This window comes from Brevibacillus sp. FSL K6-2834, from assembly GCF_038592925.1.
Classification (GTDB): domain Bacteria; phylum Bacillota; class Bacilli; order Brevibacillales; family Brevibacillaceae; genus Brevibacillus; species Brevibacillus borstelensis.
Map to the genome: position 1 here is coordinate 3439011 of NZ_CP151945.1, position 16035 is coordinate 3455045.

Below are 16035 nucleotides of genomic sequence, written 5' to 3' on the forward strand. Positions count from 1 at the left end.
CGTATGAAAAGAATGGAACGTAACGGGCCAATTGGCTGCCGCGACTCATTTTATTCTGCCGCCAAGCGCTGAATCAAAGGCACAAGCCAATCAGAGAGCGACCGAAACGCATAGCCTTCCCTCCGGGCTTTGCCCGTATCCAGAACATAGGAATCCGGGATCGCAAACGGAGACAGCTGTTCGGCCGTACCGCCGGTCAAGATTCGGGCCGGTTTGCCGATTGCGTCTTCGACTGCACCGAGCAGTTGGGGAAGTGTCCATGCGTCGTCAGAACAAGCGTTGTAGGGCCCGCAAGCCTGAGCGGATTCGCCAGCCCACTGCAGAAACCGGGCCGCTTCGTCCGCGTCTATATAGGATTGCCTCGCATGCGGGTTTCCGACATAGATCTCTTTTTGAGCTCGTATCTGGTCCACATAAAAATGCAGCCTCTTGGTATAATCCTCCACACCCAAAACGATGGGAAATCTGACGGCAATCACCGGAAAGCCGGCTTTTTGAAACAAGGCGGCCTCCGCTTGCCGTTTTCCCTCTTCATAGGAGACCTCTTCTCTCGTACCGGCTGTGATCGGATATGAATACGGGTCAAAATCAGCTTCCCTCCTGATCAGCGGAGAGTGTTCGTACACAGCTCTTGAGGAAGTGACGACGAGTCTCTTTACTTTCCCCTCCAATACTTGCACAATGTGGCTCGCATTTGCTCCCGTGTAGCAGAGACTGTCAAAGACCAGCTCCCATTCAGAGCTTCCGATGCGTTTCAAGGAATCCAGATCATTCCGGTCTACCTGCATACGGGCAATCTCGTTTCCAAACGGGTCGGCTTGCCTTCCCCTGGTGGCGATCGTGACGTCATAACCGCTATCAACGAGACCTTTTACCAGCCTTTTTCCAAAAAATCGCGTCCCACCCAATACCAGAACTTTTTTCATCTCGCACTCCTCTTTCTTTTTTTTTGGTTGTCGGTAAACTACTTCTCCTATTTCGCACGCATCCCCTGCTCTCTTTGCATGAAGAAAGGGAGCCCAGTCTTGGAGCTCCCCATTGGCTTTTCATTTTGCTTGGTCCTGTCGGAATCCAGTCTCTATCTCCTATTGCTTTTGCAAGGAGACAACTTTTTCCTTGGCATCCCACGTCACCGTAAATCCTAGCCCCTCTGCTACTTTTTTGACGGGCAGAAAAGCGCGTCCGTCGATGAAGGCCTGCTCGCTCTGGAAGGAACCTGGTTTTGCGTGCAAGCCGAGCAGCAGTTTATCGGCCTGGACGTAAGGCTCGCCTTTGTACCAAGCCAGTTGATCTGCCGTATACGGATACAGGTTTCCGTTTACCTTTATCTGGAAGGCTGCTTTTGGCGATTCCTTCGGGGCGGGCGGCTCGGCAGACGTATACGCGACCGCGTCTACGCCCAGCACCGTTCCCTCACGGGTATTGTCGGCTCCGCCGTACATCCTGCCGTTTTCCAGGTCGTAGATGATCGCCTGCACGTTTCCGATGTTTTCCGGCTGTGCCTTGAACGCATGCCCCATCCCCATCAATTGAAGGATCACATCCTGATCAATGCCTGCCTCCCAACTGACCGTCGGATAGCTGCTGGAGAAAATCCGTGGAGAGAGGATCGCTTCCTGGATCGGCATATCGTGTTCCAGCACATTCAAAATCGTCTGGGAGACGGAGGCGATGATCGTCGAGCCGCCTGGCGATCCGACCGCCATAAACGGCTTGCCGTCCTTGAGCACAATCGTCGGCGTCATGCTGGAACGAGGCCGTTTCCCCGGCTCTACCTGGTTTACCCCTCCGGGAACAGCATCGAAGTCAGTCAGTTCATTGTTCAGCATGAAGCCGTAGCCCGGGACCATGATGCCGCTGCCAAACACGTCCTCGATCGTAGTCGTATAGGAAACGAGATTGCCCCACTTATCCATGACCGCAAAATGCGTAGTCTGTTTTACCGGAGACACCTCGACCTGAGACATGGCCTTCACCGCTTTTTTGCCCTCGTACCGCCATGGGTCTCCCGCCTTCACATCACTGCTTGCCTTTTCCGGGTTGATCAGCTTTCTCCGCTCACTGATATACTCATCATGGATCAACCCCTTTTTCGGCACCGGGTAAAAGTCCTCATCCGCCATATAAGCAGCCCGGTCGGCATACGCCAAATGATTCGCTTCGATCAGCCGATGGAGATACGCGGCAGAAAGAGGGCCGTCCTTCTTGTTGTCGAAGCCCTCCATCAGCTTCAAAATCTGGATCAGAGTCAAACCGCCAGAGCTGGGCGGAGCCATCGAGACTACCTCGTACCCGCGGAAAGTGCCCTTCACCGGCTCCCGTTCTTTTACCACATAATTTTTCAGATCCTGCATCGTCATGGCTCCGCCTGTGCGCTGGACCTCCTTGACCAAAGCCTCGCCGATCTCGCCCTTGTAAAGTGCATCGGTCCCTTTTTCCTTGATCAGCTTAAACGTTTTGGCCAGCTCCGGCTGAATCAGAAGCTCTCCCGGCTTCAGCGCCTTGCCATCCGGAACAAACACCCGGCCAGCCGTACCGTGTTTTTGGAGCTTCTCCGCAGAGTCCGCAATATGCTGGGCGGTGATCCAGTTCACCGGCACTCCTTTTTCGGCCAACGCGATGGCTGGATCGATCACTTCTCCCAGCTTCATTGTTCCGTACTTTTTCAAAGCAGTATCCAGTCCAAGCAGGGTACCCGGAACCCCCACTGCCTTTCCGTTGGTATGACGCTCTTCAAAAGGTACCGGCTTCCCGTCCTTATCCAAAAACAGCTTCGGATCAACTGCTTTCGGCGCCATTTCCCGACTGTCTATGACTGTGATTTTTCCTTCCTTTTTCAGGTAGATCATCATGAAGCCGCCGCCGCCAATGCCGGACATTTGCGGTTCGACGACATTTAGCGCCAATTGAATACCGGCAGCGGCATCCACCGCATTGCCTCCCTGCTGCAGGATATCCTTGCCCACCTGTGCGGCTGCAGGATGGGATACCGCCACGATTCCTTTCGTCGCGCCCGTCGTTCCCTCGGGAATGCCCGGGACCTTGGCTTGCATGGGGACAGCCAGCAGCAAAAAAGAAGCTGCCGAAGAGACGATTGCTTGAAGCTTTGTCTTCGTCGTCGCTTTCACCTTCCTCATCCTTTCCTTCCCGTCTATGTATTGCCTAGCTTCATTATAATTTTGAATATTCCGACCAGTCAACGTGGAGAAAGTCTTATCCACCCGGAGAGGACAGCCGGAACGACGTCAGAACGAAAAAAACCCTTTCTCGTTTGCAGAAAAAGCCTTCTTTTCCTGCTTGCGAGAAAGGGATTTCGTCTGTCTTCCCATCACTGTTACGGCAAGATGACCAAATTGCTAGATACCGGCCGCTCTTTGCCTCCGGATGGACGGTTCAGCAGCTTGCCGTTGTAGAAGAAGGCACTGGAGCCGCCGCCGTCCAGATTATAGGCATCCACGACGTGAAACTCCTGCAGCTTCCGCTGAGCCTCTTCCAAGGTTACGCCGTTGCTCCACCCCTTGCGCCGGCCGTCGATGACGATCAGCAGCAAGTCGCCATTGTCAAAGTGACCAATCAGTGTCCGCGGCTGACGTGTATTCGCCCATTGCTTCGGTATCGTCATCCGCTTGCCGTTTTGGAGCAGGGTCGGCAGGAAGCTGGCCCCTTGCAAAATGCCCTTCTTGGTAATTTCAGCCTGAGAGGAAATCTTTCCTCCCACCAGTCGCCCGTTTTTGTTAAAGCCGACGAAGCTCAAATCCGTATTATTGGAAAACGTGCGAATCTTGCCGTCAACGACCGTTGTGCCAATCGGCGTCAAATATCCGCCTTTGCTCATAAAGCCCCCTGCATTGATCGCCAGTATGGCGCCAGTCCGTCGGGCTGCGTGACTCGTCGTCTCTCCGCGACTTTTGACCGAATCGCCCGCGAGCACCATCTTGAGGGCATTTGGATTGTTTAAGCGGACTTTGGCCATGTACCCCCGATAGCCTGCTTCCTCCAGGGAGTAGACCTTGACCGTTGCATTTTTGCCAAAGGTTTGGCCAATCGGGTTGCCGAGCATGTTGGCCAGGAGCTTGTCCAAGACGTCCGCCGATTTTTGCGTTTGCGACTTGCTGGCCTCCAGAAGGTTGTGGATCGATTGGTTCTGCTTCTCGTACTCTTCTTTTTCTTTGGTGGCTTGGTCACGGATGTCTTCGATCAGGAGTTCCGTATTGCGAAGCAGATCTTTCGTCTCGTTCATTTGCTCCTGCAGCATGGCCACCTGCTCGTTCGCGGCCTTTGCTGATAATGCCAACCCTTCGTAAGGCAGCTTGTCTACCGGATTGGCCTGGGAGAACGCCAGCAAAAAGCCGACAGCTGGAGCGAGCAGAAACGCAAAGAAGCGATGGATCTTACCAAGCACGAGCCGCATCCTCCAGTTTTTTCAGCGAAGCTTTCAAATCGACCAGCTGTTTGTTCAATTGATCGATCCGATCCTGCAGGGCCTGCTTCGTCTTATTGCTTCCGCCGAGCGTCTCTCCAGTGAGCTGCAGCTCCTCCTCGATGTTGGAAAGCCCGCTTTGGACCTGCTTCATCTCATCTTGAACCAGTGCGATCTGCTCCTCCATCGCCTTCATTTGCTGAGCGTTCTGCGTCTGTATCGCCTGAATTTGCTGGCTGACCAGCTGCTGCTGCTTGTCCAATGTATGTACGGCAAAAGCGTACCCGGCCCAAGCCAGCCCTCCCCACAGCACAACAGCCAGGACGATTGGAACGGCTGAGCGTTTCTCCTCCGAGCGGGGCGCTAGCGTTTGAAACAAGCTTTTAAACAAACCGTTGCGCTTCCGTCTTCCCTGCTTGCTTTGATCGGGAGCATGTAACGTTGTGGATGGTGACGACGATGCGGACAAAATTTTGTCGCTCATCAGTTCCCCCTCCTTTCGTGTGACAAAGAATGAGGTTTTATTATATCATAAAACAATTTTCGACACCTCTTTGCGCAAAAGATCAGGACCATCGTCCTGATCTTTATCTTCCGATCATCCATTCATGCTTGAGCTGCTCATGAAGCCGCAGGACAAACCCGACCGGATGCGCTTCCGCCGCCTGTCCATCCGGCCAATCGATCCGCGTGCAGATGCGGCGAACAATCTGCATGGCCAGTTCAATCCGTTTCCCCTCAGACAAAGAGGGAAGTCTGTCTACGAAGGTTGCCAGCAGGTTCCAGTCCTCACGTGTAATGGCCCGCTTTTGCCGCTCCTCGAGCAGTACCGGCGGGGCTTCCGCCTTCCATCTCTCCACCTGTCTGCCCCATCGTCCGCGAAAACGGGTACGGGCCGCGCCTTCCTCGACCACAACGATCGTCCCTGCCACCAGGTCGCCGATCCGCTTGTCTCGCGGATGAAAAAACGAAACGATGCTTCCCAGCAAGTAGCCGGTCGGCAGGCTGTCAATAATCCGAAACAGATTGCGGATCACCGCTGACAAAAACGTTAGTGATTGACCATTCTCCTGAATCACACGGATTTTCATCCATTTTTTGCCAGGCGTCTGACCGGCTCGAAAGTATTCCCAGACAAAGAAGTAGCCAAAGTTGAACAGGAACAGCGCGATCATTATAATGGCAATCGCATAGCTCTCCGACTCCAGGAAAATATCCTCTCCATTTCCAAAAACAACTATGCCAAACAAAATAAATACAGTAATATTAACCAAGAGAAGCAGCCCTGTATCGATCAGATGAGCAGCCGCCCTGCTACCGAGACCGGCTGTCTGAAACCTTAGCTGGACGTGCTCCGGTGTGACGATGGCAACTTCTCGTCCCGCCTGGTTTGGTATGTGTTGTTCATTCATGCCGGTGCTTCACCCTTCCTGTACACTACACTCTTTATGAAAAATTGAAAGGAGGCCCTTTTCGTGAATCTGACATCATTTTGGCAGGCGCACAAAGCAACCTGGGCTGAGCTCGACCGCTTGCTGGAGCACTTTCAAAAGCGCCCCCGTTCTATCGGGGCGGTGGAAATAGACCGTCTGACGCTTCTGTACAAAAAAGCTTCCGCCCATTTGGCTTATATCCGAACCTACCATCCAAACGATGAGGTGACCCGCTATTTAAACCAACTGGTAGCACGGGCCCACAACATCGCTTATCAACAGCAGTCCAGCAGTCTCGGGCAGCTGTCCCGCTTTTTTTGGGTCCATCTGTTTTCGCTGGTGCACAAGCGGATCTGGTTCATCGGCCTGGCCGGGCTCCTGTTTGCCATTGGCGGAATTTCCGGCTTTGCAGCAGTCATGGTCGATCCATTGAATCTGTATTACGTGCTGCCGGAGGGAATGGCTGCCCAAATCGATCCCAGCCGACTGGGAGAAGGCCATGATGCCATCAACAGTCCGCTTATGTCCACCGCGATCATGCTGAATAACATCAAGGTGGCATTTCTGGCCTTTATCAGCGGCATTACGCTCGGCGTGTTCCCCGTTTACCTGCTGCTTTTCAACGGCCTGTTGGTCGGAGCGTTGGCATCTGTCTACAGCCAGGCTGACAGCAGCTATGCCTTCTGGGCTTACATCCTGCCTCATGGCGTGATCGAGCTGACGGCCATCTTTATTGCCGGAGGAGCCGGACTCCACATGGGCTATCGGCTCCTTGTACCGGGCATTTACCATCGCAAATTTCAGTTTTTGCAGGCAGCGAAGGAATCCGCACAGTTGCTGCTGGGCACGATGCCGCTGTTTGTCATCGCCGGGATCATCGAAGGGTACATTACTCCGTCTTCGCTCTCTTTGGAGGCGAAGTACAGTGTGGCCGTGCTGACGCTCCTCGCCTTGGCCGGCTGGTACCTCTACGGATTGTACCGCCATCGCCGCAGCAGCGGTCAGAGCGCTTCTCTCGACTTGATGTCCAAATAAGAGTTTACAACAGTCAGCGTCAATTGATCGGCCGGAATGTCCAGTACCTGGATGCCCGCGCCGATCATTTTTTGTTGAAACGCTTTGCGGTCCAGCCAGAAGCGCTGCGCCAGCGCCTTGATGTACGCCAGACGGCTGTCTTTGGTCTCCGTCCTGCTCCACTCATGCAGCAGCGGATCAGCCAGCGAGAGCAGCAGCAGCAAATGACTTCGCCGCAGTCTCCACAGGTATGCTCCCAATTGATCCTCCAGCAAGTAATTCTCCATGTCGGAGAAGAGGACGATCAGACTCCGCCGCTTCTGCTGCCGATGCAGGTACTCCAGTGCCTGCAGAGGATTGGATTCGACAAAATCGCTTTGCAGATCGTACACCGCTTCGACGAGCGTATGCAGGTGGGCGAGCCCGCGGCCAGGCGGCACATACGTTTTGATTTCGTGGGAAAAAGCGAGCAACGCTACTTGATCTCCCTGCTTCAACGCAACGGCAGCCAAGGTGAGCGCCGATTCGATGGTCAAATCCAGCTTCGTCTTCCCTTCCAGCTCGACGCCCATCATCCGCCCGCAGTCCAGGAGAATCGTCAGCACTTTGCCTTGTTCCGGACGGTATTGGTTTGTCATCAGACGCCTGCTCCGCGCTGAGGCAGACCAGTTTATGTAGCGTGGATCATCATCCTGCACATATTCGCGGATCGCATGAAATTCTGTACCGCTTCTCGTACGCAAGAGAATTTTTTTCCCGTCCACAATCAAGCTGTCCTGAAGGGACTGCAGATAGCCCCGGACGGCGGTGAGATCCGGATACACCTTGATCTTTTGTTCACAGGGGATTTTCGCCTGCTTTTCCCACAGCCGGATTTTTCCCTGATAGCGCAAATACAAATAGGACAGCGTAAACAATCCCCGCTCGTTTCCTCGCGTTGTGTACGATACCGTTTCATACTTTTGTTTCAGAATGCCCTCTACCGCTTCCGGGCGGTCAAAGGAGATGGGCAGATCGTCTCGCAATCGGAACAGGATCGGTTGACCGCTGTGGTTCTCCAGCTCGATTGACACCGTCAGTTCCTGGCCGATGTCGGTCTGCTCAGGCAGCCTGCGAACCGCTGCGATCTTCTTTGCTCGGGGCATCGTATACCAGTCGGCGATGCTCGCCAACAGCAGCAAAGCGTTGTACATCCAAAAAAGCGCATAACCGAGTCCGGCCAGCGAGCCTGCCGCAGCGACTGCAGCACCACACCCGAGCAGGATGATCATTCTCTTGGTGGGCAGCACGCCATTTTCCAGCAGCCTGTTAACGAGGGACCGGAATGGCCGCGAGCGTTTCGTCGATGATGTGGTCACTGTTTCCCCCCTCCAATTCCACTTGTGGAGCCACAATCAGCCGGTGACGGAGGGCTGGACGGGCGACAGCCTTGACATCGTCTGGTGTGACATACATCCGGTTATCGAGCAAAGCCCATGCCTTGCTTGCCATGAGTACGGCGATGCCTGCACGCGAACTGGCTCCCAGCAATAGTCTCTTTGTCTCCCGCGTCTTGCGGATGATCGTCGTGATGTAGGCGAGAATTTGCTCCTCCACCACTACGTCCTCCAGCTTTTGCCGCTGCAAAACAATCTCCTCGATTCCGCATACGACCGTTTCGCTCTCCTTCTTTTCGGCAAAGAACGGAACATGCTGCTTCAATATCTCCAGTTCCTGCTCCTGTGACGGATAATCTACCTGCAGCTTGAACAAAAACCGGTCCAACTGTGCTTCCGGCAATACATAGGTCCCCTCGTACTCAACCGGGTTTTGGGTAGCCATGACAAAAAACGGATTCGGCAGCTCGTAAGTGACCCCGTGTATCGTCACCTGGCGCTCTTCCATTGCTTCCAGCAGCGCTGCCTGTGTCTTTGGCGGGGTACGGTTGATCTCGTCCGCCAGCAGCAGATTGGAAAAAATCGGTCCTTTAAGGGTTTCGAACGAGTTTTGCTGCATATTGAAAACGACGTTTCCGACAATGTCGCTCGGCATCAGGTCAGGCGTAAATTGAATCCTTCTGTATTCACCGCCAATCAGCCGTGAAAGGGTCCGGACCATTTTGGTTTTCCCGATGCCGGGCACCCCCTCCAGCAGAACATGGCCTCCAGCCAGCATGGCGGTAATCAGCAGGCGGATATTTTGCCGTTGTCCGAATACGTGCTTCTCCATTTCCTGTAGCAATTGCTGCACGTTTTGCTTCACTCCTTTTCCAATCGCTTGGTCACATCATCTAAAAGCCGGCTGTCGGCTACCAGCCGTTTCGCCGTGTAGTGCCGGTCTTTCTTTGCGTCATCCAGCCGGGCGAGAGCGTGGCTCAGCTTGCCGGCCTCTTGCGCTGTCCAGTGGCTTTCAGCTACCCGGACGATTTCGTAATCGGTCGTGCCTTTGTGCAATCCCCATCGGTCCGCAAGCAACTGACGCAGGTACGCCTCCCGAATCTGCAGAGCGTCCTTGGCCAGCCGTCGCCGTTCGTACCAGCTCGAAATCGCCAGAAGCGTTTCATCTCCACGACGAACTGTCCATTCTCTAAGCGTATAGACGGGGCCAAAGCGTTTCCCCTTCCACCAGATAAAGAGCAGCAGAGCGATGGCGAGCTGTGCCAGGCTGGCAATCAGCCAGTCCGGATAGATCGCCAGGATTCCCGGTCTCTGCTGATAGCCGTGATGGTACTCATCTATCCAAAAAACGCTCCAGTCTCCCTGGAGGTACGGCCAGATCAATTCAAAGTGGTTATGTTCCATTATCTTGCCGTTCGTGAGCCACTCCGGGACGAGAAACAAGCTTACTGTCCCTTCTCCCACCCGGCTCCGCCCCGCCAGAATCCCCTCCTGGTCAGAAAGCAGCGGCTCCATTCCATCCGCAGGATCGATTCTCCACTCCGTATCTGCCTGTCCGAAGCCGGGATTGTTCAGCAGCGAGCTTTCTACTCGCCGTTGTTCCGACTCGTAGCCTCCAACCAGACTGACGCTTAGGTCGGCATCCTCCCATCCTTCCGGCTCCCTTTGAAAGATGAGCAAGTCATTCCCTTTTTCCACCCATTGCAGGAGCTCTTCCTGTTCTTCCTCCTGCAAGCTATATGGTTCTACAAGCAGCATGGCCTGGCTTGTTCCTTCCGGAAGGAATCCCGTCGGTTTTCTCCATTCCTTGATTGCCTCACGTTTTTGTCCCAGCAGCTCCATTACTGCCTTCGTTCCATTGGGGTTGGGAGAAAAGGAGACATAGGCAGAATACGATTGGCTCGACGGTTTGAGCAGCATGATTCCCGCCACTAAGAAAAGCAGGATCGCCGCTCCCAGAACCAGTCTTGATTTAGCGGCGTTCGTCATGTTTTCCCTCCCCGTGCAATCTCCTCTCCAATTCGCTCAGCGATTCCCAGAAAGCAGCCGGAGCAAGCTCGGCCCTTCCATACCAAACCTGTTCAAAAAGACGGGCATGTGTGCGGAAGAACGTTTCCCACTCGGGTTGCCTTGCCTGCAATTCATCGAGGTACTCCCAATTTGTCTTCCAGCTCTCAATCCGAACCCAAGAGCGCTCCTGCATAAAACTGAGCAGAGCCAAAAAAGAATAGCGCACACCTTCGCGCCAGTCTTCTTTTTGTCCCCGTTCTTTTGCCTCGCGCAAGTAATCGGCATACGTGCGGATCCGTTCTTCTCGGGCGAGCAACTGGTTCTCCGCCGGGCCCCTGCGGACCATTCTCCGCCACCAGATCAAAAGAAAAACGATGACGCCAATCACAGCCGCGGCAACGATAACCTTTGACAACACGCTTGCCGTCCCCGGACTGACATCAGCCGACTGCAGCATGCGGGCAATCGTATCGAGGATTTCCTCGAAGAGGGCATCCAGCCAGCTCTTCCCCTGCTTTTTTACTTCCCCAAATTCGTCTCTGGCCAGAATGTCCGCAAGCCTTTCCTTGTCTTGGGTAAGCATTTCCGAATCGATCATGGCCTATCTTCCGCCCCCGGGGCAGTAAATGCCGGTTCTGTCTGTTCCTGAAGCAGCGCTTCGACATCCGTTCCGTCGTGGCGTACTTTCAGATCGAGATAGGCAAGCGAGTAAACGATCATCATCCACGGAGTCAACAGACATGTGAACAGAACCATCAACAGCTGTCCCAAAACGGATATGCCGAATATACCCATGAGAAGGGCCTGAATGCCCCCTGAAAAAATCGAATAAATGACCATGAGCACCAGGTACAGCCCGACTAACCGCCAGAAGTTCCCCTTCGTCAGCCTCCAGCTCCGTCCGATCCCGATCCCGTCGCGTTCCACCAGGACAACCGGCAGAAAAAACGCCCAGCGCAGGAGAAAATACCCGGGAACCAGAATCATCAGGACCAAAAACAGCAGATAGGCCAAGATGGCGAAGATGACGATGACAACCGGATTCGGGTCGTCAAACTCAAACAAGCTGCCAATGCCAATCCCCAGCATCGACAATAGAAAAATAGCCACGCCAAACGCGAGCATAATGCCAATTGCAATCAACATATAGACGACCGTGCTTCCTGCCATCGGCCAGAACCTTCCAAATGATTGCTTCAAAGAAGCCTTCAGCGAGATCGATTCCCCGTACACAGCAGCCTGAGTAACAAGCAGCGTCGCTCCCTGCAGCTGCGGATAGACCAGCAGGATACTCAGCGGCAGCCACAACAGCAAATACACCAGCAATTTCCCGATGTCGTCCGTCATTGCCTCATCCGATTGGATAAAACGGTTTTGCAAAAACTCTTCAAAACTGCTCGAATCATCGTCCGATACCAACAGCGGCATGCTGCCTACGTCATTGAGCAGTACCTCCTGCAGCAACAGCAGCGGAGCAAACAGGATTAGTGCCAACAGAAAAAACGTGGTAAAATGTTGGCGGTACACCGAAAAGCTCCGGTCCAATAAGCCCCCCACTCCCATGGGTTCAAGCCGCTTTCGATCCATTCGTGAAACCTCCACCATCTCTGTATTTGGGATTACCCGACCATTATACACGATTTTCCTCTTTTTTGAAAAAATTCCTCTCTATTTGACACATCATGTCGGAACACGAAGCCCTTGCAAAAAGAAAGCACTGCTCCTTTTGAAGTGACCCCAAAAAGTTAGACAGTCATTTTAATTAAGCAGCAAGTAAGGTTTGAGTTCGGTATTGCACTGGACTCAAGCCTTTTAATTTTGCCTTGATTCGTTTGTTGTTGTAGTAATCGATGTATTTTGCTAACTCTTGTTTAAAATGTTCAATGTTTTCAAACTCCTGCATATATAAAAATTCCGATTTTAAGATACCAAAGAAGTTCTCCATTACAGCATTGTCATAACAGTTTCCTTTTCGTGACATACTCTGCGTAATGTTCTTTTCTTTTAATGCCTGTTGGTACTTGCTCATTTGGTAATGCCAGCCTTGATCCGAGTGAATAAGCAGCTCGTCTTCATCTGTTAGTCGTTTAAAAGCTTGGTCCAGCATCGTTGAAACAAGAGAATACCTTGGTTTTGAATCAATCGTATAGGCGACAATTTCTCCGTTAAATAAATCTAACATTGGCGATAAATAAAGCTTTTCGCCAAATAATTTAAACTCCGTAATATCCGTTACCCACTTCTGATTTGGCTTGTCTGCGTGGAAGTTGCGATCCAAAATATTCGGCGCCACCTTTCCAACTTCCCCTTTATAGGAGCGATATTTTTTCATCCGAACCATGCTTTTTAAGCCTAACTGTTTCATCAATCGCTGTACTTTTTTATGGTTTACCTGATGTCCTAGATTCTTGAGTTCATCCTTAATACGACGGTATCCGTAGCGTCCTTTATGTTCATGGTAAATCGCCTGAATTAATGTTTTTAATTCAGCATGTTTATCTGGACGGCTGAAAGTTTTTACATAGTAATAATACGTACTTCGTGGAATACCCGCGAGTTTAAGTAGCGCTTTTATAGGAAATTCGGTCCTTAGTTCAAATACTACTTGCGCTTTGTCTTGCTTTGTAATTTTTCCTTGCTTTGAACTAAGGCATTCAACTTTTTTAAGTAAGCATTCTCCATGCGTAAACGCTCTAATTCTTCCTGCAGTGCCTCGACTGATCCTTCAACAGGTGTTCCTTTCTTGTGTCTCTTCTTCATGGCTGGACGCCCCTTTTTCTTTGAAATGAGAGCGTCTATTCCTTGTGATTGAAATTGCATTCTCCATTTTCGAATCAATCCAGGAGAGGTGATTCGAAAAATGGCGGCTGTTTCATTCGGAGACGTCCCATAAGTATTCATATAATTGAGTACGTCTAGTTTAAACTGTACCGAGTAACTTGTATAGGATTTTACAAAGGCTTTTTCACCCTGATGCTCGTACTGCAACACCCAGTTTCTCACCATATAGTCAGATGCACCAATGGACGCTGCGATCGAAGCATAACTCTCCACACCTTCTAAGTATCGTTGAACCGCAGCTAACTTAACATCCCCACTAAATTTAGTCATAAAAAAACTGCACCCCCAACTGTTGAATATGTCCAACAATTGGGGTGCAGTTCATTTTGATGTGCAGTGCTTTTTCGACTCCATTTTTCTATTCCGTGACGCGGATCACCGCACTCGCCGCTCCCCGCTTTTCGCCGTCCTCTTGTTCTACCTTCACTTCAAACGTAAACGTCCCTTTTCGTTTGGGGACAAAGCGGATCACAACCTTCTGGATTCCCCGCTTTTTGTCGTATTGCCGCGTAATTTCCTCTGCCTTGTAATTCCAGGAGATTTTATGATCCTCCCATTTGCCGATCTTGTAGTAAGCTACCAGGTAAATTTCGTCTCCCGCTTTCATGGTCGCTGTGCCCGGACTGAGAGAGACAAGTATCTTGTCATGGTCCTCGACGGTAAACTCGGTGACGGCGCTTGCCTCAATTGTCTCGCCTGTCTCTTCGTCCTCCATACCCGCAAAGAAAAATGGCTTGTAAACTCCCGGTATTTTTGGAGTAAACGTCCCCGTCGTCACGTACTGGTTGTTTTTTGGATCCAACTCAGTCTCCAATTCCTCTACAGGCTGTGATTGATCAACAGAATTAAAGAAAAACATAAACTTCGGCTCGGATACGAGTTTACCTTTATTGGGTGTATAGACAGTAAACTTGATCGGCTCGCCTACCTTATAATATTCCTTCTGCTCAATTTTAAAGATGGACTCTACAGAAGGATTCATGGGCGGCATATTGTCAACTTGGATCATTTTGCTCGCATGTCCGAACCACTTTTGCTCTCCGTCATCCATAACGATTTTGTACACGAGCTTATAAGAAGTGATTCGACTTCCCGTCGAAAAGACACCCTTTGAGACATACTGGCCGTCGACCTCTTCGGTTTTCACAGGAATATCCAGTCGTTCTCCTTTCTCACCGTAATTGTCGATGGACATCTCGACCTGGACCAAATCGCCCTTTTTCTCCGTCATGGCTATGGCTGTAATCTCTTGTTCGTAATTATATTGCTTGTAGTCTGGTGTTAAACGAAGCTGACTCTCCAGTTCACTCGCTGTTTCTTCCGCAGTTGCTGGTTGAACGCAAAAGAAGCCAAGTCCAACAGCCAACACGGCGGTCCAAACAAACATTGACCAACTGGCTTTGTTGCTTCCCGGAAACCATCTGAAGCGCTTCATACCTTACAATCCTCCTCGGCCATATGGCTTAGGTCATTTTCTTTTATTATAGCGAAACAAATCGACTTTTCATCCATTTTCCAGTTATGTAAATATACAGAGTTCACACGAGCAAAAAAAATCCTCCAGCCATTGAATCAATAGCCGGAGGCATAGTACGTGAATGGTTCTATTATATGAAAAAGGCTCGGGAATTTCCTTCGTAGGTTGCTGGCAAGTCAGGCAACATTGCCTTGGATTGGTGTTTTCTATGTAAAGAAACAGGCCCATTTTCTTGAAAAAGATCGAATCCCCTCTTCCTCTCCCCGCCCCTACCGGTTTATACTTGCCGCATATTCTTCCTTGAACTGTTTATTGTACGACGAGATCAGACTCACCTTTCGCAGCAGCTCCTTTAAGCTATGGCTGAAAAAATCCGGCTCCTTGCATCCGTCCACATGTCCGACAGCAACCGATATGGATACTCCTTCAAGCACCATTGGCCGTCCGATCTCCTCGAGATATTCCTCTACTTGCTCTTGATCCGCTAACGATATCAGCACAAATTCATCGCCAGCATACCGGCACAAATAGTCGTATTTCTCCTTGGCGAGCGCGGAAAGCCGTTGAGATAAAGTCCGAATCACGTCATCGCCAAATGGATGGCCGTATTCTTTATTGATTCGACCGAAATCGTTTATGTCCACAAAAATCAGGTGGAACGGCTGACGCTGTTTGAGGAACTCCTCTCCAATGTACTGTATATAGGGAGCCCGGTACAAGCCTGTATGCGAATCCATGAACTCAGCCAGCTTTCGCATCACTTCTTCGCGAGTCACCAGCCCCTTCATCTCTGTCTTGTCCATGACGAGAATCCGTTCAATCTGATTCTCCGTGAGCATGCGATAGGCGTCCCAAATGTCGTGATCGGGACTGATCGTGACGGGATTGGGAGTCATGGCATCTGCTACGATCCGATTGGGATGGGATGATCGGACATCCCGGGAAGTGATGATTCCCTGTACCTGGTCGTGATCGACTACAATCAGCGACCCGATCTTCCATTCATTCATTTGCTCCGCCGCATAGGAAACACTTCTTCCCGACGTAATGGTGTGAACGGAAGTAGTCATGATTTCGGAGACCTTCATGACAGATCCACCTCGCGCTGAACAGAAACAGCGATTTTCAACTCAGAGCGAAGAACCATCGAATCGCTGATCATGTTTTCTGCTTCCTCCAGAATAATGTTCATCAACACATCTCTATCCAGCATCTGCATCAGCGAATTTCGGATGAGGACAGCCTCAATTCTCGGATGATCTATCTTCACCAAAGTAAATTGCTCCGGCGAAAGCGCCTCTGCCATCCGCCTGACGGCCTCTGGCCCAATGGGGGCTTTTCTTCCTACGATTAAGAGATCCTGCATCGGCGGAACCTCGAATTCCGAGATTCGTAGAGAAAGCGTCGCTTTCCGGGAATACACGTTTCTGTCACTCATCACATATTTCCTCCAGTATGTACACT

The 16035-nt window shown here is 51.4% G+C and carries 15 protein-coding genes; 1 reads left to right on the top strand and 14 read right to left on the bottom strand.

Annotation, left to right across the window (positions count from 1 at the left end):
• Positions 1 to 50 precede the first annotated feature (50 nt).
• The 5 genes from NST96_RS17035 to NST96_RS17055 form a co-directional block, all read right to left on the bottom strand.
• Positions 51 to 926, bottom strand: a complete 876-nt coding sequence (locus NST96_RS17035; RefSeq protein WP_243014285.1) for an NAD-dependent epimerase/dehydratase family protein — start codon at positions 924 to 926, stop codon at positions 51 to 53.
• A gap of 159 nt (positions 927 to 1085) precedes the next feature.
• On the bottom strand, positions 1086 to 3053 hold the full coding sequence (gene ggt / locus NST96_RS17040; protein ID WP_152562243.1) for a gamma-glutamyltransferase: 1968 nt from the start codon (positions 3051 to 3053) through the stop codon (positions 1086 to 1088).
• A gap of 281 nt (positions 3054 to 3334) precedes the next feature.
• Entirely contained in the window at positions 3335 to 4411 is a 1077-nt protein-coding gene (locus NST96_RS17045) for a phosphodiester glycosidase family protein (protein WP_081607698.1), read from the bottom strand.
• A complete protein-coding gene (locus tag NST96_RS17050) occupies positions 4392 to 4904 on the bottom strand; it encodes a hypothetical protein (RefSeq protein ID WP_003386089.1) in 513 nt (170 codons plus the stop codon). Before NST96_RS17050 ends, NST96_RS17045 begins: the two co-directional genes overlap by 20 nt.
• Before the next feature lie 103 nt (positions 4905 to 5007).
• Entirely contained in the window at positions 5008 to 5832 is an 825-nt protein-coding gene (locus tag NST96_RS17055; protein WP_342404258.1) for an RDD family protein, read from the bottom strand.
• A 63-nt stretch (positions 5833 to 5895) separates the two neighbouring features.
• Between NST96_RS17055 and NST96_RS17060 the strand changes: the two genes are divergently transcribed.
• Positions 5896 to 6888: a stage II sporulation protein M gene (locus NST96_RS17060; protein WP_031932938.1), complete on the top strand. Its 993-nt coding sequence runs from the start codon at positions 5896 to 5898 to the stop codon at positions 6886 to 6888.
• Here NST96_RS17060 and NST96_RS17065 read toward each other — a convergent pair.
• The 9 genes from NST96_RS17065 to NST96_RS17105 all read right to left on the bottom strand — a co-directional run bounded on the left by NST96_RS17065 (position 6855) and on the right by NST96_RS17105 (position 16009).
• Positions 6855 to 8225: a DUF58 domain-containing protein gene (locus NST96_RS17065; RefSeq protein ID WP_024982964.1), complete on the bottom strand. Its 1371-nt coding sequence runs from the start codon at positions 8223 to 8225 to the stop codon at positions 6855 to 6857. The two genes, NST96_RS17060 and NST96_RS17065, sit on opposite strands and share 34 nt — an antisense overlap.
• On the bottom strand, positions 8176 to 9096 hold the full coding sequence (locus tag NST96_RS17070) for a MoxR family ATPase (protein ID WP_003386093.1): 921 nt from the start codon (positions 9094 to 9096) through the stop codon (positions 8176 to 8178). The genes NST96_RS17065 and NST96_RS17070 overlap by 50 nt, the downstream gene beginning before the upstream one ends.
• Positions 9097 to 9104: 8 nt before the next feature.
• On the bottom strand, positions 9105 to 10232 hold the full coding sequence (locus NST96_RS17075; RefSeq protein ID WP_003386094.1) for a DUF4350 domain-containing protein: 1128 nt from the start codon (positions 10230 to 10232) through the stop codon (positions 9105 to 9107).
• The gene (locus tag NST96_RS17080; RefSeq protein WP_003386095.1) at positions 10216 to 10851 is read right to left on the bottom strand and encodes a DUF4129 domain-containing protein; all 636 of its coding nucleotides are present in this window, start codon (positions 10849 to 10851) and stop codon (positions 10216 to 10218) included. The genes NST96_RS17075 and NST96_RS17080 overlap by 17 nt, the downstream gene beginning before the upstream one ends.
• A complete protein-coding gene (locus NST96_RS17085; RefSeq protein ID WP_003386097.1) occupies positions 10848 to 11840 on the bottom strand; it encodes a hypothetical protein in 993 nt (330 codons plus the stop codon). The genes NST96_RS17080 and NST96_RS17085 overlap by 4 nt, the downstream gene beginning before the upstream one ends.
• A gap of 175 nt (positions 11841 to 12015) precedes the next feature.
• Positions 12016 to 13364, bottom strand: a protein-coding gene (locus NST96_RS17090) for an IS3 family transposase (RefSeq protein WP_155808037.1) whose coding sequence is annotated in 2 segments (ribosomal slippage) — positions 12016 to 12920 and positions 12920 to 13364 — 1350 coding nt in all. Because the reading frame shifts where the segments join, the coding sequence is not laid out codon by codon here.
• An 88-nt stretch (positions 13365 to 13452) separates the two neighbouring features.
• Positions 13453 to 14529 (bottom strand): hypothetical protein, encoded by a 1077-nt coding sequence (locus tag NST96_RS17095; protein ID WP_122958700.1) that lies wholly within the window; start codon positions 14527 to 14529, stop codon positions 13453 to 13455.
• A 311-nt stretch (positions 14530 to 14840) separates the two neighbouring features.
• Positions 14841 to 15659, bottom strand: a complete 819-nt coding sequence (locus NST96_RS17100; RefSeq protein ID WP_003386101.1) for a GGDEF domain-containing protein — start codon at positions 15657 to 15659, stop codon at positions 14841 to 14843.
• A complete protein-coding gene (locus NST96_RS17105; RefSeq protein ID WP_003386102.1) occupies positions 15656 to 16009 on the bottom strand; it encodes a hypothetical protein in 354 nt (117 codons plus the stop codon). The genes NST96_RS17100 and NST96_RS17105 overlap by 4 nt, the downstream gene beginning before the upstream one ends.
• Between the last annotated feature and the right edge of the window lie 26 nt (positions 16010 to 16035).